Origin of the sequence: Variovorax sp. UC122_21 (assembly GCF_044056785.1) — a bacterium.
Classification (GTDB): domain Bacteria; phylum Pseudomonadota; class Gammaproteobacteria; order Burkholderiales; family Burkholderiaceae_C; genus Variovorax.
This window is the reverse complement of record NZ_CP172004.1, coordinates 777,518-794,264: the sequence shown is the minus strand read 5'-3', so window position 1 is coordinate 794,264 and position 16,747 is coordinate 777,518. Positions and strand designations below refer to the sequence as shown.

Here is a 16,747-nt window from a genome sequence, read left to right as displayed (position 1 = left end):
AGAGAAGACGAACGAATCCCTTCGCCGCCGGCCATGCCATTGGCGAATCAATTGCGGATTCGTTCGAATTGGCGCGGAATTACCGCGCCGCGTTCTTCGTCGTCAGATCACGCGTTCGGCGCGCAGCGCCGCCACGTCTTCCAGGCCGTAGCCCAGCTGCATCAGCACTTCCTCGGTGTGCTCGCCCAGGAGCGGCGAGCGCTTCACCTCGGTGGGGCTGTCCGACAGCTTGATCGGATTGCCCACCGTCAGGTACTTGCCGCGCGTGGGATGGTCGACCTCGACGATGGTCCCGGTCTCGCGCAGCGATTCGTCGGCGGCGATCTCCTTCATCGAGAGGATCGGCCCGCACGGAATGTCGTACTGGTTCAGGATCTCCATGGCCTCGAACTTGTCCTTGGTCATGGTCCATTGCTCGATGCGCGCGAAGATCGGCTTCAGGTGCAGCAGGCGCGCGGCCGGCGTGGCGTAGGCCTCGTCGGTGATCCAGCCTTCCTCGCCGATCACCTTGCACACCGCCGGCCACACCGCCGCCTGCGTGATGAAGTAGATGTAGGCGTTGGGGTCGGTCTCCCAGCCCTTGCACTTGAGGATCGAGCCGGGCTGGCCGCCGCCCGAGGCATTGCCCGCGCGCGGCACCGCGTCGCCGAACTTGCCGTCGGGGTACTGCGGGTATTCGTGCATGGTGCCAGTGCGTTCCAGCCGCTGCTGGTCGCGCATCTTCACGCGGCACAGGTTGAGCACCGCGTCCTGCATCGGCGCCAGCACCTTCTGGCCGCGGCCGGTGCTGTTGCGCTGGAACAGCGCCGCCAGGATGCCGAGCGCGAGGTGCAGGCCGGTGCCGCTGTCGCCGATCTGGGCGCCGGTCACCATCGGCGGGCCGTCCTCGAAGCCGGTGGTCGACGCCGCGCCGCCGGCGCACTGCGCCACGTTCTCGTAGACCTTGCAGTCGGCGTACTTGCCGGGGCCGAAGCCCTTGACCGAGGCCACGATCATGCGCGGGTTGAGCTTCTGGATGTGTTCCCAGGTGATGCCCATGCGGTCGAGTGCGCCGGGCGCGAAGTTCTCGACCAGCACGTCGCAGGTCTTGATCAGCTCGTCGAGCACCTGGCGCCCCTTGGGGTTCTTGGTGTCGAGCGTGATCGAGCGCTTGTTGTGGTTCAGCATCGTGAAGTAGAGGCTGTCCACACCGGGATGTCGCGCAGCTGGCCACGCGTGGCATCGCCTTCGCCGGCGCGCTCGACCTTGATGACGTCGGCGCCGAACCAGGCCAGCAGCTGCGTGCAGGTGGGGCCGGATTGCACGTGGGTGAAATCGAGGATGCGGACACCCTCCAGCGCTTGACTCATCGACTGTCTCCTTCTTTGATCGTGGTTTCCGCTTCTAGCAGACGAGCGCGCAGTTTGCGCTCTTCCGCGAATCGGGCTGTCTCGTCGCGGACGATGGCGACGATGCCCGAGACCTCGCGTTGTGGCGAAAACAGCATCGACACCGTGAAGGCGATCGACAAGGTGCGGCCGTCCTTGTGCAGGGCCGGCACGCGCAGCAGATCGGCACCGTACTTGGTGATGCCGGTGTCCATGGTCTTGTGGTAGCCGTCCCAGTGGCGCTGCCGCTGGCGCTCGGGAATGATGAGGTCGAGCGAGCGACCCAGCGCCTCGGCCTCGGTGAAGCCGAAGATGCGTTCGGCCGCGGGGTTCCACAGAACGATGGCCCCGGCCGCATCGCACACCATGATGGCATCGCCCGCCCCTTCGACGAGCTGCCTGAAATCCACTGAAGCTTGCATGCTGGCCTCCCGCCTCGACGCATCCGAAATACCGCGCCCCCCGGCGCTTCGTGGACTGGAAAAGCCCCGGGGGAACGCCTGGGTCAGACTGCCTTCGCTTCGTGCAGCGCGGCGATCTGCTGTTGGCTGTAGCCGAGCTCGGCCAGCACGTCGTCGGTGTGTTCGCCCAGCAGCGGCGAACCGGTGATCTCGGGCTTGAGGTCCGAGAACTTGATCGGGCTGCCCACGGTGAAGTAGGTGCCGCGTTCCTTGTGCGGCACTTCCACGATCGAGCCGCTCTTGCGCAGCGATTCGTCGTTCAGCAGTTCCTTCATCGTCAGCACCGGCGCGCAGGGGATGTCGAACTTGCGCAGGATGTCGACCGCCTCGAACTTGGTCTTGTCGGCCAGCCAGCCCTCGATGGTCGCGAAGATGTCGGTGATGTGCGGCTGGCGCGCCTTGGCGGTCATGTAGTCGGGATCGGTCTTCCACTCGGGCTTGCCGATGGCATCGCAGATCGGTGCCCACGCATGGCCCTGCACGGTGAAGTAGATGTAGGCGTTCGGGTCGGTCTCCCAGCCCTTGCACTTGAGCACCCAGCCCGGCTGGCCGCCGCCGCCGGCATTGCCGCCGCGCGGCACCACGTCGCTGAAGGTGCCGTGCGGGTACTGCGGGTATTCCTCGAGGTAGCCCAGGCGATCGAGGCGCTGCTGGTCGCGCATCTTCACGCGGCACAGGTTGAGCACGGCGTCCTGCATCGAGCAGGCCACGCGCTGGCCCTTGCCGGTCTGCTCGCGGCCGATGATGGCCGTGAGGATGCCGATCGCCAGGTGCATGCCGGTGTTGCTGTCGCCCAGCGCCGCGGCGCTCACGGTCGGCGGGCCGTCCCAGAAGCCGGTGGTGGAGGCGGCGCCGCCCGCGCACTGCGCGACGTTCTCGTAGACCTTCAGGTCGTCGTAGTGGTGGCCGTCGCTGAAGCCCTTGACCGAGGCGACGATCATCTTCGGGTTCAGTTCCTGGATGCGTTCCCAGCTGAAGCCCATGCGGTCGAGCGCACCGGGGCCGAAGTTCTCGACCAGCACGTCCGATTCCTTGATCAGCTTCTCGAGCACCACCTTGCCCTCGGGCTGCTTGGTGTCCAGCGTCAGCGAGCGCTTGTTGCTGTTGAGCATGGTGAAGTACAGCGCGTCGACGTCGGGGATGTCGCGCAGCTGCGAGCGCGTGACGTCGCCGGCGCCGGGGCGCTCGACCTTGATCACGTCGGCGCCGAACCAGGCCAGCAGCTGGGTGCAGGCCGGACCGGCTTGCACGTGCGTGAAGTCGATGATCTTGATGCCGTTGAGAGGTTTGTTGCTCATGTCGAATCTCCTGGAATGAAAGGAATCACTTCTTCTTCGCCGTGGCCGGATTGAGACTGGTGATGCGGCCGCTCTCGGTGCCCGCGGTCTCGTCGATGACGGCATTGATCAGGGTCGGGCGGCCGGTGGCGACGGCCTCGGTCAGGGCCGCCTGCAGCTCGTCGGCGGTGGTCGCATGCACGCCCACGCCGCCGAAGGCTTCCATCAGCTTGTCGTAGCGCGCGTTCTTCACGAACACGGTGGGCGCCACGTCGGGCGTGCCGCTCGGGTTCACGTCGGTGCCGCGGTAGACGCCGTTGTTGTTGAACACGATCACGCAGATCGGCAGGTTGTAGCGGCAGATGGTCTCGACCTCCATGCCGCTGAAGCCGAAGGCGCTGTCGCCCTCGATCGCGATCACCGGCTTGCCCGTGACCACGGCCGCGGCCACCGCGAAGCCCATGCCGATGCCCATGATCCCCCAGGTGCCGACGTCGAGGCGCTTGCGCGGCTCGTACATGTCGACGATGCTGCGCGCGAAGTCCAGCGTGTTGGCGCCTTCGTTGACGACGATCGCATCGGGCCGGGCCTTGACCTGGTCGCGGATCACGCTGAGCGCGCTCTGGAAGTTCATCGGCGAGGGACGCGCGGCGAGCGTGGCGGCCATCTTCGACAGGTTCTTGTCCTTGCGCTCGGCGATCGCGCCGGTCCATTCGGTCGGCGGCTTGGCCCACTTGGCGTCGATGCCCGCGAGCAGCGCGGCCACGCAGGAGCCGATGTCGCCGATCACCGGTGCGGCGATCGCCACGTTGCTGTCGATCTCGGTCGGCGCGATGTCGATCTGGATGAACTGCTTGGCGCCCTTCTCCTGCGCCCAGGTCTTGCCCTTGCCGTGCGAGAGCAGCCAGTTCAGGCGCGCGCCCACCAGCAGCACCACGTCGGCTTCCTGCAGCACGTAGGAGCGCGCGGCGGCGGCCGATTGCGCATGCGTGTCGGGCAAGAGGCCCTTGGCCATCGACATCGGCAGGTAGGGGATGCCGGTCTTCTCGACCAGCGCGCGGATGTCGGCATCGGCCTGGGCGTAGGCGGCGCCCTTGCCCAGCAGGATCAGCGGGCGCTTCGCGCCCTTGAGCAGGTCGAGCGCGCGCTGCACGGCATCGGCGGCCGGGATCTGGCGCGGCGCGGGATCGATGACCTTGATCAGCGAGTTCTTGCCCTTGATGGCGTCCATCGTCTGCGCGAACAGCTTGGCCGGCAGGTCGAGGTACACGCCGCCGGGGCGGCCCGAGACGGCCGAGCGGATGGCGCGCGCGATGCCCACGCCGATGTCCTCGGCGTGCAGCACGCGGAACGCGGCCTTGCACAGCGGCTTGGCGATCGCCAGCTGGTCCATCTCCTCGTAGTCGCCCTGCTGCAGGTCGACGATCTCGCGCTCGCTGGAGCCGCTGATCAGGATCATCGGGAAGCAGTTGGTGGTGGCGTTGGCCAGCGCGGTCAGGCCGTTGAGGAAGCCGGGCGCCGACACCGTGAGGCAGATGCCGGGCTTCTGCGTGAGGAAGCCGGCGGCAGCGGCGGCATTGCCGGCGTGCTGCTCGTGGCGGAACGAGATCACGCGCATGCCCTCGGCCTGCGCCATGCGGGTCAGGTCGGTGATCGGGATGCCCGGCAGCGCGAAGATGGTGTCGATGTCGTTCAGCTTCAGCGCATCGATCACCAGGTGGAAACCATCGGTGGTTTCCGCTTCCGGCGCTTCCTGCGTCATCTGCTGGAGGGCGCGCGCGACGAGTTGCTGATCGTCGGCGGCGCCGTTGGCTGGCCGACTCTTGGGCTTGATCGCCTCATCGAGCGTCGTGGCCGCCTCTTTGGCTGTGCTAACTGAAGACATGTCTCTCCTTCTGCTGGGGTGAATGGCCGAGGCCCGAGCCGCGACTATGATTCGGGCCATCCTTTCGGCCGTTGACCTCGGTCAACTTTCCCGAAAACGGCGCCGACCCCCGATGAAGCGGCGCCGCAGGCGACGAAATCGAGCAAGACGGTGACCATGACGTTGTTGGAAAACCACCCGGAGAAGAACATCATTCGTGCCCAGCTCCGGCAGAACATCCTGCTCAAGGACCTGAACGAGAGCGAGCGCGCCGAGCTCGAGGCGCACCTGGTGATCGTCGACGGCAACAAGGGCGATTTCCTGCTGCACCAGGGGGTGCGGGAGATGGAGCAGTACTTCATCCTCGACGGCATCCTCAAGCGGGTGGTGAGCAACCCGGAGGGCAAGGAGATGATCCTGCGCTTCGCCGACGAGAACGACATGGAGACCAGCTACGCGGCCATGCGCCTGGGCACGCCCACGCCCTACGGCATCGTCTGCGTCACCAAGGCCCGCGTGGCGAGCCTGCCGCTGAAGGAATGGACCGCCTTCCTGGCGAGCCATCCCCAGACCAAGGAACTGTTCGAGTTCCTTGTGATGCGCGGCATGAGCGAGATCATGGCGCACACCATCACGCTGCACCTGCTGGACGCGCCGGGCCGGGTGCACCGTTTCCTGCGCAAGCACCCCGAGCTCGTGGACCGCATCCCGAGCAAGGAACTCGCGTCCTACCTCAATCTCTCCGCGGAAACCCTGAGTCGGTTGCGCAAGCGCGGGAAGATCTGAGAGCTTCACAAACCGTTCGGGCTGAGCTTGTCGAAGCCTCGCGCACGGCTTCGACAAGCTCAGCCCGAACGGTCGAGGGCTCGATTCAGGTCTGCTTCGCCGACGCGAAGCGCCGGGTCGTCGCCATCAGCCGCAACTGGTTGTCCACCGCGTCCACGCCCTCCACCGCCGCCGTCACGGCCTCGGTCTGCGCGCGCTCGTCCGCGTCGAGCACGATGCCGCGCAGGCTCACGCGGCCATGGTCGGCCTCCACCGTGACGCGGATGTCGGCCGTGGCCGCGCCGTCCTTGAGCGCCGCCTTCACGCGTGCCGCCAGCGCCATGTTGGCCAGCAGCGCGCGCGAACGCGCGGTCTCGGCGAACTCGGGCCGCGCCGCCAGCGCGCGGATCTGCGCCACGCAGCTGTCGACCGTGAGCCGGTCGGTGTTGAGCACCAGGTCGTAGAGCACCGGGTCGCCCCAGGTCACGCCGAACTGCGCATGCATGCGCGCCGCATGCGCCTCGTCGCTGCGCCGGATCTCAGCCTCGGCGAACTCGGCGTCGTCGGTCTCCAGGTGCGTCATCAGCCAGTCGATGCGCTTCTTGAGCGAGCGCGTGATGCGCACGCACACCACGTGCGGCACCGGCCGCAGCAGGCAGGTGGCGCCCCAGCCGCGCAGCACCACATTGCCGCGGTCGGCCAGCGCGAACAGTTCCTCGGCCGTGTAGAGCGCGAGGCTGCGCCGGTCGGCGGTGAGCCGCTCGACGAAACCGGCCTTGCCGCCGCGCAGGCGGCCGATCAGGCTGGTCGAGACCTGCATGCGGTCGGCGACGCGCTCGATGACCTCGTGACGCATCAGCTCCAGCCCCAACTCCTCGGCGAGCTGAACCGACACGTCCTTGGCGAGCGAGCCCATTTCCTGGGGTCAGTGCGATGACGGGCATGGCGTGGCCTCCGTGCTCAATCGACCGGCCGCTCGACGGCGAACTCGTCGGGCTTCTTCGGCTTGAAGAGCGCCAGCAGCCTGGCGATCAGCGGCCAGAACAGCAAGGTGAGCGCCAGGGTGGTGATGCCGCCGACCAGCGGGTTCGAGAACATGATCATCACGTCGCCCTGCGACACCAGCATGGCCTGGCGGAACGAGTCCTCGGCCTTGTCGCCGAGCACCAGCGCCAGCACCAGCGGCGCGAGCGGGAAGTCGAGCTTCTTGAAGAGGTAGCCGATGACGCCGAAGCCCAGCATGAACCAGATGTCGAGCATCGCGTTGTGCACCGTGTAGGCACCGATCGCGCAGATCACGATGATCACCGGCGCGATGATCGAGAACGGGATGCGCAGGATCGAGGCGAACAGCGGCACCGTGCTCAGCACCACGATCAGGCCGACGATGTTGCCCAGGTACATGCTGGCGATCAGGCCCCAGACGAAGTCCTTCTGCTCGACGAACAGCAGCGGCCCGGGCTGCAGGCCCCAGATCAAGAGGCCGCCCAGCAGCACCGCCGCGGTCGGCGAGCCCGGGATGCCGAGCGCCAGCATCGGCAGCAGCGCGCTGGTGCCGGCCGCGTGCGCCGCGGTCTCGGGCGCGACCACGCCCTCGGCCTCGCCGGTGCCGAACTTCGAGCCGCGCTTGGACATCTTCTTGGCCAGGCCGTAGGCCATGAACGAGGCCGGCGTGGCGCCGCCCGGGGTGATGCCCATCCAGATGCCGATCAGCGAGCTGCGCAGCGAGGTCATCCAGTACTGCGGCAGCTGCTTCCAGGTCTGCAGCACCACCTTCGGATCGATCTTCGCGCTCTTGCCCGAGAACTTCAGGCCCTCTTCCATCGACAGCAGGATCTCGCCGATGCCGAACAGGCCGATCACCGCGATCAGGAAGTCGAAGCCGCGCATCAGCTCGGGCTGGCCGAAGGTCAGGCGCAGCTGGCCCGTGACCGTGTCCATGCCCACGCTGGCGAGCGCGAAGCCCAGCGCCATCGAGGCCAGGATCTTGAACGGCGAGCCCTTGCCCATGCCCACGAAGCTGCAGAAGGTCAGCAGGTAGACCGCGAAGAATTCGGGCGAGCCGAACTTCAGCGCGAACTTCGCGACCAGCGGCGCGAGGAAGGTGATCATCACCACCGCGAGGAAGGCGCCCACGAACGACGAGGTGAAGGCCGTGGTGAGCGCCGCGCCCGCGCGGCCCTGCTGCGCCATCGGATAGCCGTCGAAGGTGGTGGCCACCGACCACGGCTCGCCCGGGATGTTGAACAGCACCGAGGTGATGGCGCCGCCGAACAGCGCCCCCCAGTAGATGCACGACAGCATGATGATCGCCGAGGTCGGCGACATCGTGAACGTGAGCGGCAGCAGGATCGCGACGCCGTTGGCGCCGCCCAGTCCGGGCAGCACGCCGATCAGCACGCCCAGGATGATCCCGACGAACATCAGGCCGATGTTGGTCGGTGTCAGGATCACCGAGAAGCCCTGCATCAGGGCACCGATTTCTTCCATTTCGCTTGTGCTCCGTAAGGTGTCAGTAGCCGAGGAACGAGAGCGGATCCAGCGCGCCCTTGAACAGCGGCACCTTGAACCAGACCTCGAACATGAAGAAGAACAGCGTGTTCACGGCCAGCGCCGCAAGCGCCGCCTTGACCCAGGAGTACTTGCCCAGGATCACCATGAACAGCGCGATGTAGACCGCCGAGGCCACGTACAGGCCCAGCAGCGCGATGCCCAGCACGTAGACCAGCGCCGGCAGCAGCACCGAGAGCACGCGCTTGAGCTGCTCGCGGTCGACGAAGACCTCGGTGTTGCGGTTCTTGCCCAGCAGCGACTGGTAGAGGATGCCGATGCCCGAGATCGTGATGATCAGGCCGATGAAGAACGGGAAGTAGCCGGCGCCCGGACCGTCGCTGGTCCAGCCCGCGCCGAGCCGGCGGCTTTCGAAGACCACCACCAGGCCGGCCACCAGCAGCAGCAATGCCACCACCGCCTCGACCTTGTTCGTGGCCACGCCCGTGCGCGCGGCCGTGTCGGATACGTTGTCGTCGTGCTCCATGGAGCCCCCATCGTGTTGTTGTCGAGAGAGAGAAAACCGGGCGCGACGCCATGCACCCGCGCGGGCGCATGCTCACGTCGTCCGATGCATCGCGGCGGCGCGCCCGGCCGCCGGTGCCTTCTTGCTTGTTACTTGCTCGCGGCCAGGAAGCCGGCCTCGGTCATCAGCGTCTTGTGCGTGATTTCCGCGCTGGCGAGCCACTTCTCGAAATCGGCACCGGTCATGAAGGTCGGGTTGAAGGCACCCTTCTCCATGTATTCCTTCCACTCGGACGTGGCGGCCACCTTGGTCAGCAGGTCCTTGTAGAAGGCCAGTTGCTCGGGCTTGACGCCCGGTGCCATGAAGATGCCGCGCAGCATCGTGTACTTGGCCGGCACGCCCGCTTCCTTGCAGGTGGGCACGTCGTTCCACGACTGCGTGTCGGTGACCTTGGCCTTGAAGGGCATGCGCTCGTCGTCGAACACGCACAGCGGGCGCAGCTTGCCCGCGCGCCATTGCGCCACCGCCTCGATCGGGTTGTTCACGGTGGAGTTCACGTGGCCGCCCACCAGCTGCACCGCGACCTCGCCGCCGCCCTTGAACGGCACGTAGATGAACTTGGTGCCCGTGGCCTTCTCGAGCGCGACCGTGATGATCTGGTCTTCCTGCTTCGAGCCGGTGCCGGCCATCTTGAACTTGTTCGGGCCCGCCGCCTTCACCGCGGCGATGTACTCGCCCGCCGTCTTGTAGGGCTGCTCGGCGTTGGTCCACAGCACGAACTGGTCGAGCGCCAGCATCGCCACCGGCGTCATGTCCTTCCAGTTGAAGGGCACGCCCGTGGCCATCGGCGTGGTGAAGAGGTTCGACAGCGAGATGATGATCTTGTGCGGATCGCCCTTGGCTTCCTTCACCGAGAGAAAACCTTCGGCACCCGCGCCGCCCGACTTGTTGACGACGATCAGCGGCTCCTTCATCAGCTTGTACTTGATGACGATGCCTTGCAGCAGCCGGCCCATCTGGTCGGCGCCGCCGCCGGTGCCGGCGGGGATCACGAACTCGACGGGCTTGGCGGGTTCCCAGGCCCATGCGGGGGTGGCGGCTGCCATGACCGCCGCGGCGGCGGTGGCGACCAGGACTCGTGCGCGACACGCGCCGAGGCGCGCAATGAAATGCTTCATCTGTTGTCTCCTGCTGTAGAGGGTGCGCTCTTTTTTGTCGTGAGTCTGAGCCGGATCCGAACAGCGCAGATGGTGCGCGTGCGCGAAACGCGCCGGCTTGATCGCGGTCAATTTTTTGAAGATTCCGTATCGGGGTAAGCCCACCCCGCGATGGGCCGCGGCGAGCCGCGCGCGATGCGTTCGGCGCGATCGCGGGAGGCGCTGCGGAGGGCCCGACCCCGCGCCGCAGGGGGTTCGGGTTAACCCTATAAAATCGCCACCCCCGTCCACTGTTTCACGCCCAGGAGCTTCCCGCCATGCCCAGCCTCGACCGATCGTCCGCCCCCGCGAAGCTGCTGCGTCGCGCCACGGTCGTCCTCAGGAGGCTGGCCTTCGAGGCCGACATGCTGCTGGGCACCCTGCTGAGCCCCAACAAGGTCATCGCCGAGGTCGAGCAGATGCGCGCCCTGCAGCGCCGCGCCGACCGCATCGAAGCCACCGACCCGGCCCGCGCCGCCGCCCTGCGCTGGCACGCCTCGCGCGTCGGGCTGCGCTGAGCCAGGCCCCATCGTCACGGGAAGGAGCGGCCGAACTGGTAAAGTCCAGCCGCTCAGCGTCTTCGTAGTTCAATGGATAGAACGGGGTCCTCCTAAGACTCAGATACAGGTTCGATTCCTGTCGAAGGCACCAATGACACGGTTCCGTGTCTCCAGCGCCCCAAGCCGCATCGCGGAACAAGCCGTTCCGCCGGGACTGGGCAGGTCGGCGGTCGGCCCCTGCTCAGGGTGTGGTCGCTTCGAACAACGCGCCAATGAGCGCGCGATCCCGGCGCACCGACAGACAGCACAGCGAATAGCTGATCGACAGCTCTTCGTCCTCGATCGCGATGGCGCACAGTCCCTGCAAGGGGATGAACTCCACCTGCGCGACGAAACCGATTCCCATGCCGCAGGCAACGGCGTGCAGGATGGCTTCACGGCTGTTGATCTCCATGACGCAGTTCAGGCGCACGTTCCTTTGCCGGCACGCACGCTCGACACGCTGTCGCGTCTTCGACCCGGCCTCCCGAAGGATGACCGCTTCGCCTTCGATATCCCGCGTGACGATCGACGTGCGATGCGTCCAGGGGTGGTCGACGGGAACCACCGCGACGATTCGCTCGCTACGAAATGCTGCGCTGTGCAAGCCCTCGGTGAGCGGCGGCTCCACCAGCAGGCCGACGTCGATGTCGAAATCGTGCAAACCCCGCAAGGTCGATTCTTCCGATCCGATGGAGACCGTCACCTCGAGCGACGGATGGGCGCTCTTGAACCGTCGGACCAGTTCCAGCGCGATGGGAGGAGAGACCGTTCCGATGCGGATCGATCCGGCTCCGAGCTTCTGTGCATTCTGCAAAAAGGTGATCGCTTCTTCTTCCTGGCCGAACAGGCCCTGGGTGATGCCATAGAGCCGCTCGCCCGTCGGGGTCAACCTCACGGTACGACTTCCGCGCAGGAAGAGTTCGACATTGAAGCGAATCTCCAGTGCCTTGACCTGATCGGTCACCGTGGGCTGGCCGATGCGCAGGTAATGCGCCGCCGCGGTGAAGCCGCCCGTCCTGGCGACAGCATGAAAGCATCGGATCCACTTGTAGTACTGGTGAAACATGGGACGAGGCATCAAGGCTCGATGACAGCGAGCCGCGAAGGCTCTCACATCGGCCTGGGGCGCGCATGCGCGCTTTCCCCCGTGGCTGGCCGATGGACCTGCATTCATTGGTTTTCAGCCAGACCGCCCGCTGCGGGACGATGAACGGGTTCGCCGTGCGCATGACGGATCGATGCCTCGAATGGAACCCGAGGAAGACGCGGATTGCCGCACCGCCGACCCATCGGTTTTCGACCACCTCGACCTCGGAAATGCGATTGGACGGCACCCGATGCCAGCTCGACACTGCGCCGGTCGGGGATGCACCTTGCGGCGCACCGAGGAAAGCAGCGAAGGGAGAAAAAACATCGCTTCGATGCGCCAGGCATTTCATGACGCTGTAGTACCCGGAGACAAGCAGCCCGCTCGCCGAACGGATCGAAGGGATCGAGCGGCGAGGTTTTCCTCACCCATTCCAACGAGCTTCTACCGATGAAAAAAACGACCTCCCTCCTTTGCAGGAGCGTATGGATCGGCCTGGCGACGATCCTTCTTTCCAATGCCGCGCATGCAGTGATCTACCCGGTCCGCACCAAAGGGACCGCCAAGGTCCAGGTCATCGAGCAACGCCACATGGCCGAAAGCGGGAGCACGGTGGGCGGACCCGGCCATGTGGTCGCGAAATTTTCCGACCTGATCCAGAACGCCATTGCCTACAAGACCGCCCATCCCACGGAAACGGTGGAAATCCGCTCCGCCACCTACAAGATGGCGCTCGATGCCTATGTCGGATTCAACCCGGGCAATGCATCGACCTACCTCAACGTTTCCGATTCGGACTTCGCGGGAAGCGATTCCGAGAAACTGATCTATTCGTACTGCAAGGCGGCACAGGCCGGGTGAAGGTGCAAATGATCATTCACCTGGCGAGCGACGCCTCCATCGCGCAGGTCAAGGCCTATCTCGACGCCAACGGTGGCCCCAACCTCTCCTATCGCTTCGTGGGCTGGGGCACCGGGTCCGACGAACAGATGCACAACAAGTTCATGCTGATCAACAAGATTCGCAGCGGAACGAGCGATCAAAGCAGCGTCGTCTACACCGCCACGGCAAACTTCGACGAATGGCGCGCCTATGGTCCGGTCAGCGGCAACAACTGGCACCAGGCGGGCGTGATCGTCAGCCAGAACGACGGTCTCTATGGGGCTTACAAGAAATACTTCGACAGCGCGCTGTGGCCCCATGCGCAGGACACGAGCCCGACCGCGTTCCGGGCGACCATGCAGAGCCTGCACACCGCCTCGGGCGGCTTGAACCATGCCGAGGACTCGAGCGGAATCTCTGCCTATTTTTATCCGTACTACGGGACCAACGTCTGGTCGACCACCGCCAATCCCATGGCCAAGATCATGCAGACCATCAATACGGGCGCCAATGTCACGGCCCCGTACGTCAAGATGGATCAGGCCTATCTCCGCTTCCACAACAACGCGTGGTCGGAGCTGGGTGCCGCGCTCATGACCGACATCCATGAGATGGCGCTGCAGCATGGCCTCGATCTGTCGAGTTCATCCACATCGAACGTCAAGTTTGTCGTCATGGACGACGACGATGACGGCGATGACTACAGCCCGCTGCCTGGTGCAAAAGTCCACCGCAACAAGAAGACGCACGGCAAGACTTCGCAATTCGCGTACACGCAGGGTGGAACGCCGCACTACTACTCGCTCACCGGATCGACCAATGCGAAGTACAACGACTTCATGCTGAAGGCGAACAACATGATCGTGATCCACGAATCGGGGACGGGCAACAATCCGGTCTATGGGGACTTCGGCGACATGTTCAGCTACATGTTCGGTCAATAGCTTGTCTTCGCGCAGCCACGCGATGTCGGGTGGCTGTATCGGGGTCTTCGCCGCTAGCGCGCGTCCCAGCCCCGCATGCGCTCCCACGCCCTGCGCATGCCCTCGACCAGCGCATCCATCTGCTCGCCCACCGTGGTCTCCCGCTCGATGCCGAACACGCTCTGGCCGGCCGCCTCGTAGATCAGCCGCGCGTCGTCGAACTCGTGCATCGAGGCGAACACGTCGCCGGTGAGCGCCTGCTGCAGCGGCATGCCCAGCGGCGCGGGCGCGCCGGGCTCGTTCCAGGCATCGATCCAGTCGCTGCGCACCACGCGGCAGGGCTTGCCGCTGTGGGCGCGCGTGATCAGGGTGTCCTCGCTGCCGCTGGCGATGAGCCGTTGCAGCAGCGCGGGCGGCGTGTGGTTCTCCTTCGCGCCCATCCACAAGGTGCCGAGCCACGCGCCCTGCGCGCCCATGCCCAGCACGCCCAGCACCTGCGCGCCGGTGGCGATGCCGCCGGCCGCCAGCACCGGCACCTCGCCGGCTTCGGCGATGACCTGCGGCAGCAGCGACAGCGTGCCGACCGTGCCGGTGTGGCCGCCCGCGTCGTAGCCCTGCGCCACCAGCACCTCCACGCCCATGTCGAGCGCCTTGCGCGCATGCCGCACCGAGCCGACCAGCGAGAAGGTGAGCTTGCCGCGCGCCTTCGCGCGCTCGATGAGGTCGGCGCGCAGGCCGATGGCCGTGGCCACGCCGCGCGCGTCGGAGTCGAGCACGGCCTCGATCTGCGCATCGAACAGCGCCCGGGTGCGCACCTGCGTCGTGAAGAAGCTGGGCCGCTGCGGCGGCTTCACCTGGAAGCGGTCGCGCAGGCCGTCGACGAAAGCCACGTGCCGCGCGGGCAATTGCGCGCGCACGCTCTCGATGCTCGCGGCCTCGTCGGGCACCTGCGAGGGCAGCATCAGGTCGATGCCGTACGGCAGGCCCGCCATGCGTTCGCTGGCCTCGGCCAGGATGTGCGGAATCTCGTGCGGCAGCTCGCGCGCGAGTCCCAGCACCGGGAAGCCGCCCGCCCGCGCGATGGCCGCGCAGACGTCCACCGAGTGCGAGAAGCCGAAGATCGGATGGCGGATGCCCAGCCGCTCGCACAGCGGCGGCCGCACGGGCGATGGGCGCGCGGCGCTCATTGCGCTTCGATGCCCGCGGTCTTGATGACCTTGCTCCACTTGTCGTATTCGCTCGCGATGAAGGCGTCGAACTGCTTCGGGCCCTGCGGCGCCACCTCGAGGCCGAGCACGTCGAGCTTGGGCTTCATCGCGGGATCGGCCAGGATCTCGGCCACGTCGGCCGACAGCCTGGCGACGATGGCATCGGGCGTCTTCACGGGCGCGACGAAGCCGAACCAGGTGCCCACGTCGTAGCCCTTCAGGCCCGTGGCCTCCGCCACCGTGGGCGTGTCGGGCAAGGCGGCGGAGCGCTTGCTCGTGGTGACGGCCAGCGGCCGCAGCTTGCCGGTCTTGATGTGCGGCACGGCGAGCGCCACGGTCAGCGGCATCATCGTCACGCGGCCCGCGAGCAGGTCGCCGAGCGCATCGGGCTGGCCGCGATAGGGCACGTGCGTGAGCTTGATCTCCGCGCTCTGCGCCAGCAGTTCGCCCGACAGATGGTTCGAGGTGCCCACGCCGGCCGTCGCATAGGTCAGCGGCGGATCGGCCTTCTTCGCCATCGCGACCAGCTCCGCCATGGTCTTGGCGGGCACCTCGGTCGGCACCACGAACACGTTGGGGATCACGCCGAAGCCCTCGATGGCGCGGAAGTCGCGCACGGGATTCCACGCCACGCCCTTGATCAAGCTCGGCGTCACCGCGTGGCCGGGGCTCACGCACAGCAGCGTGTAGCCATCGGGCGCGGCCTTGGCCACGTAGTCGGTGCCGATCGAGCCGCCGGCACCGGTCCGGTTCTCGACGATGACGGGCTGGCCGTACTTGGCCGACAGCCGCTCGCCCACCAGCCGCGCGATCGAGTCGACCACGCCCCCGGCGGTGAACGGCACGATGATTCGGATCGGCTTGCTCGGGTAGTCGCCCTGCGCGAACGCGGGCGCGGTCATTGCCAGGGACTGGACGGCGAAGAGCGCGGCCAGCAGGGTGCCTTTGAGGGTCATGGGTTGTCTCCGTTGATGATGGCTGGCGCGCGCCGCCGGTTCAGGTCTGGTGCCCGGCTCGTGCCATGGTGCGGCGCGCGATGTTGGTGAGGTGGATCTGGCTCGTGCCTTCGTAGAGGCGGAACAGCCGCACGTCGCGGTAGAAGCGCTCGGCCACGTTGTCGTTGATGTAGCCGGCGCCGCCGAAGACCTGCACCGCGCGGTCGGCCACGCGGCCGCACATCTCGGAGGCGAACAGCTTGCACATCGAGGCCTCCATGGTCACGTCGGCGCCGTCGTCGCGCTTGCGCGCCGTCTCCAGCAGCAGCGCGCGCGCGGCATGCACTTCGGTGTTGCTCTCGGCGATCATCTGCTGCACCAGTTGGAACTCGCCGATGGCCTGGCCGAACTGCCGGCGCGACGCGGCGCGCGCCACCATCTCGTCGACCAGCCGGATGGCCGGCCCGATGCACAGCCCCGCGAGGTTGATGCGCTGCTTGTTCAGCGCCTTCATCGCCGTCTTGAAGCCCAGGCCCGGCACGCCGCCGACGATGGCCGATGCGTGCACGCGGCAGCCTTCGAGAATCACCTCGCCGACCGGCGAGCCGTGCTGGCCCATCTTGCGATAGCCCGCGGGCGCCGAGAGGCCGGGCGTGTCGCGCTCGACCAGGAAGGCCGTGATGCCGGCCGCGCCCCTGGCCTGCGGGTCGGTGCGCGCAAACACGGTGAACAGGCCGGCGATGGGCGCGTTGGTGATGAAGCACTTGCGGCCCGTGATGCGGTAGTGGTCGCCATCGCGCACGGCCACGGTCTGCTGCGCGGTGGCGTCGGAACCGGCCTCGGGCTCGGTGAGCGCGAAGCAGCCCGTGAGGCGACCGCTGGCCAGCTCGGGCAGCCAGCGCTGCTTCTGCTCGGGCGTGCCGTCGACCACCAGCGACTCGGACGCGATGCCTGTGTTGCCGCCGAAGCGCGCGCGGAAGGTGGTGGCGGCCTGCGAGACCTCCATGTTCACCAGCGACAGCTCTTCGCTCGTGAGGCCTGCGCCGCCGTACGGCTCGGGAATGCTGTGGCCGAACAGGCCCAACGCGCGCATGCGCTCGACCACGGGCTCGGGGATCAGGTCGTCGCGGTCGACCTCGGCCTCGATGGGCATGCATTCGTTGCGGATGAAGTCGCGGACTTCGGCGAGCAGGGCATTGAATTTTTCGGGGCTGCGGATCATGG

The 16,747-nt window shown here is 66.6% G+C and carries 16 protein-coding genes, 1 tRNA gene and 2 pseudogenes; 7 read left to right on the top strand and 12 right to left on the bottom strand.

All coding sequences use genetic code 11. The features are described 5' to 3' along the window. Positions 1–102 precede the first annotated feature (102 nt). From frc (ACHMXE_RS16000) to oxc, 4 genes and pseudogenes are all read right to left on the bottom strand, one after another. A pseudogene (frc, locus tag ACHMXE_RS16000) lies at positions 103–1,349 on the bottom strand (formyl-CoA transferase). After that, entirely contained in the window at positions 1,346–1,789 is a 444-nt protein-coding gene (locus ACHMXE_RS15995) for a PAS domain S-box protein (RefSeq protein ID WP_203202883.1), read from the bottom strand. Before ACHMXE_RS15995 ends, frc (ACHMXE_RS16000) begins: the two are co-directional and overlap by 4 nt. 83 nt (positions 1,790–1,872) lie before the next feature. Beyond that, complete coding sequence (frc, locus tag ACHMXE_RS15990; RefSeq protein WP_057590855.1) at positions 1,873–3,126, bottom strand: formyl-CoA transferase; 1,254 nt, start codon at positions 3,124–3,126, stop codon at positions 1,873–1,875. A 25-nt stretch (positions 3,127–3,151) separates the two neighbouring features. After that, positions 3,152–4,867 carry an oxalyl-CoA decarboxylase gene (gene oxc, locus ACHMXE_RS15985; RefSeq protein ID WP_395352695.1) on the bottom strand — a complete coding sequence of 572 codons (1,716 nt, stop codon included), beginning with the start codon at positions 4,865–4,867 and terminating at the stop codon, positions 3,152–3,154. Between oxc and ACHMXE_RS15980 the strand changes: the two genes are divergently transcribed. Next, positions 4,823–4,984 carry a hypothetical protein gene (locus tag ACHMXE_RS15980; RefSeq protein WP_296797096.1) on the top strand — a complete coding sequence of 54 codons (162 nt, stop codon included), beginning with the start codon at positions 4,823–4,825 and terminating at the stop codon, positions 4,982–4,984. The two genes, oxc and ACHMXE_RS15980, sit on opposite strands and share 45 nt — an antisense overlap. A 162-nt stretch (positions 4,985–5,146) precedes the next feature. Next, positions 5,147–5,755 (top strand): Crp/Fnr family transcriptional regulator, encoded by a 609-nt coding sequence (locus ACHMXE_RS15975; RefSeq protein WP_203202884.1) that lies wholly within the window; start codon positions 5,147–5,149, stop codon positions 5,753–5,755. A gap of 85 nt (positions 5,756–5,840) precedes the next feature. Here the strand turns inward: ACHMXE_RS15975 and ACHMXE_RS15970 are convergent. The 4 genes and pseudogenes from ACHMXE_RS15970 to ACHMXE_RS15955 form a co-directional block, all read right to left on the bottom strand. Next, positions 5,841–6,678 (bottom strand): annotated as a pseudogene (locus ACHMXE_RS15970) (cytidylate kinase family protein). 16 nt (positions 6,679–6,694) lie between these two features. Continuing rightward, the gene (locus ACHMXE_RS15965) at positions 6,695–8,224 is read right to left on the bottom strand and encodes a tripartite tricarboxylate transporter permease (protein WP_395350169.1); all 1,530 of its coding nucleotides are present in this window, start codon (positions 8,222–8,224) and stop codon (positions 6,695–6,697) included. A gap of 22 nt (positions 8,225–8,246) precedes the next feature. Next, entirely contained in the window at positions 8,247–8,771 is a 525-nt protein-coding gene (locus ACHMXE_RS15960) for a tripartite tricarboxylate transporter TctB family protein (protein WP_209543643.1), read from the bottom strand. A gap of 128 nt (positions 8,772–8,899) precedes the next feature. Continuing rightward, positions 8,900–9,928: a Bug family tripartite tricarboxylate transporter substrate binding protein gene (locus ACHMXE_RS15955; protein ID WP_395350167.1), complete on the bottom strand. Its 1,029-nt coding sequence runs from the start codon at positions 9,926–9,928 to the stop codon at positions 8,900–8,902. A 296-nt stretch (positions 9,929–10,224) separates the two neighbouring features. Between ACHMXE_RS15955 and ACHMXE_RS15950 the strand changes: the two genes are divergently transcribed. Next, entirely contained in the window at positions 10,225–10,464 is a 240-nt protein-coding gene (locus ACHMXE_RS15950) for a hypothetical protein (protein ID WP_395350165.1), read from the top strand. Positions 10,465–10,522: 58 nt separating this feature from the next. Beyond that, positions 10,523–10,597, top strand: a tRNA-Arg gene (locus tag ACHMXE_RS15945). A 90-nt stretch (positions 10,598–10,687) separates the two neighbouring features. Here the strand turns inward: ACHMXE_RS15945 and ACHMXE_RS15940 are convergent. After that, positions 10,688–11,554, bottom strand: coding sequence for a LysR substrate-binding domain-containing protein (locus tag ACHMXE_RS15940; protein WP_395350163.1), 867 nt, complete (start codon positions 11,552–11,554; stop codon positions 10,688–10,690). 92 nt (positions 11,555–11,646) lie between these two features. On the opposite strand from ACHMXE_RS15940, the gene ACHMXE_RS15935 reads away from it, so the two are divergent. The 3 genes from ACHMXE_RS15935 (at position 11,647) to ACHMXE_RS15925 (ending at position 13,401) form a co-directional block, all read left to right on the top strand. Next, positions 11,647–11,937 (top strand): hypothetical protein, encoded by a 291-nt coding sequence (locus ACHMXE_RS15935; RefSeq protein WP_395350162.1) that lies wholly within the window; start codon positions 11,647–11,649, stop codon positions 11,935–11,937. Between the two features lie 88 nt (positions 11,938–12,025). Further along, positions 12,026–12,436: a hypothetical protein gene (locus ACHMXE_RS15930; protein WP_395350160.1), complete on the top strand. Its 411-nt coding sequence runs from the start codon at positions 12,026–12,028 to the stop codon at positions 12,434–12,436. A gap of 8 nt (positions 12,437–12,444) precedes the next feature. Then, positions 12,445–13,401, top strand: a complete 957-nt coding sequence (locus tag ACHMXE_RS15925) for a hypothetical protein (protein ID WP_395350158.1) — start codon at positions 12,445–12,447, stop codon at positions 13,399–13,401. A gap of 53 nt (positions 13,402–13,454) precedes the next feature. On the opposite strand, the gene ACHMXE_RS15920 is transcribed toward ACHMXE_RS15925, so the two are convergent. The 3 genes from ACHMXE_RS15920 to ACHMXE_RS15910 are packed head-to-tail and all read right to left on the bottom strand — an operon-like array spanning position 13,455 to position 16,745. Then, positions 13,455–14,567: an NAD(P)H-dependent flavin oxidoreductase gene (locus ACHMXE_RS15920; protein WP_395350156.1), complete on the bottom strand. Its 1,113-nt coding sequence runs from the start codon at positions 14,565–14,567 to the stop codon at positions 13,455–13,457. Beyond that, complete coding sequence (locus ACHMXE_RS15915) at positions 14,564–15,544, bottom strand: tripartite tricarboxylate transporter substrate binding protein (protein ID WP_395350154.1); 981 nt, start codon at positions 15,542–15,544, stop codon at positions 14,564–14,566. Before ACHMXE_RS15915 ends, ACHMXE_RS15920 begins: the two co-directional genes overlap by 4 nt. Positions 15,545–15,584: 40 nt before the next feature. Further along, on the bottom strand, positions 15,585–16,745 hold the full coding sequence (locus ACHMXE_RS15910; protein WP_395350152.1) for an acyl-CoA dehydrogenase family protein: 1,161 nt from the start codon (positions 16,743–16,745) through the stop codon (positions 15,585–15,587). Positions 16,746–16,747: the final 2 nt, after the last annotated feature.

Bases quoted from the DNA above. Each gene is read 5' to 3' on its own strand.
- ACHMXE_RS15965 (WP_395350169.1), bottom strand. From the start codon at position 8,224: ATGGAAGAAATCGGTGCCCTGATGCAGGGCTTCTCGGTGATCCTGACA.
- ACHMXE_RS15975 (WP_203202884.1), top strand. From the start codon at position 5,147: ATGACGTTGTTGGAAAACCACCCGGAGAAGAACATCATTCGTGCCCAG.
- oxc (WP_395352695.1), bottom strand. From the start codon at position 4,867: ATGACGCAGGAAGCGCCGGAAGCGGAAACCACCGATGGTTTCCACCTG.
- ACHMXE_RS15935 (WP_395350162.1), top strand. From the start codon at position 11,647: ATGGACCTGCATTCATTGGTTTTCAGCCAGACCGCCCGCTGCGGGACG.
- ACHMXE_RS15920 (WP_395350156.1), bottom strand. From the start codon at position 14,567: ATGAGCGCCGCGCGCCCATCGCCCGTGCGGCCGCCGCTGTGCGAGCGG.
- ACHMXE_RS15915 (WP_395350154.1), bottom strand. From the start codon at position 15,544: ATGACCCTCAAAGGCACCCTGCTGGCCGCGCTCTTCGCCGTCCAGTCC.
- ACHMXE_RS15995 (WP_203202883.1), bottom strand. From the start codon at position 1,789: ATGCAAGCTTCAGTGGATTTCAGGCAGCTCGTCGAAGGGGCGGGCGAT.
- ACHMXE_RS15910 (WP_395350152.1), bottom strand. From the start codon at position 16,745: ATGATCCGCAGCCCCGAAAAATTCAATGCCCTGCTCGCCGAAGTCCGC.
- ACHMXE_RS15955 (WP_395350167.1), bottom strand. From the start codon at position 9,928: ATGAAGCATTTCATTGCGCGCCTCGGCGCGTGTCGCGCACGAGTCCTG.
- ACHMXE_RS15950 (WP_395350165.1), top strand. From the start codon at position 10,225: ATGCCCAGCCTCGACCGATCGTCCGCCCCCGCGAAGCTGCTGCGTCGC.
- ACHMXE_RS15960 (WP_209543643.1), bottom strand. From the start codon at position 8,771: ATGGAGCACGACGACAACGTATCCGACACGGCCGCGCGCACGGGCGTG.
- ACHMXE_RS15930 (WP_395350160.1), top strand. From the start codon at position 12,026: ATGAAAAAAACGACCTCCCTCCTTTGCAGGAGCGTATGGATCGGCCTG.
- frc (WP_057590855.1), bottom strand. From the start codon at position 3,126: ATGAGCAACAAACCTCTCAACGGCATCAAGATCATCGACTTCACGCAC.
- ACHMXE_RS15925 (WP_395350158.1), top strand. From the start codon at position 12,445: ATGATCATTCACCTGGCGAGCGACGCCTCCATCGCGCAGGTCAAGGCC.
- ACHMXE_RS15940 (WP_395350163.1), bottom strand. From the start codon at position 11,554: ATGTTTCACCAGTACTACAAGTGGATCCGATGCTTTCATGCTGTCGCC.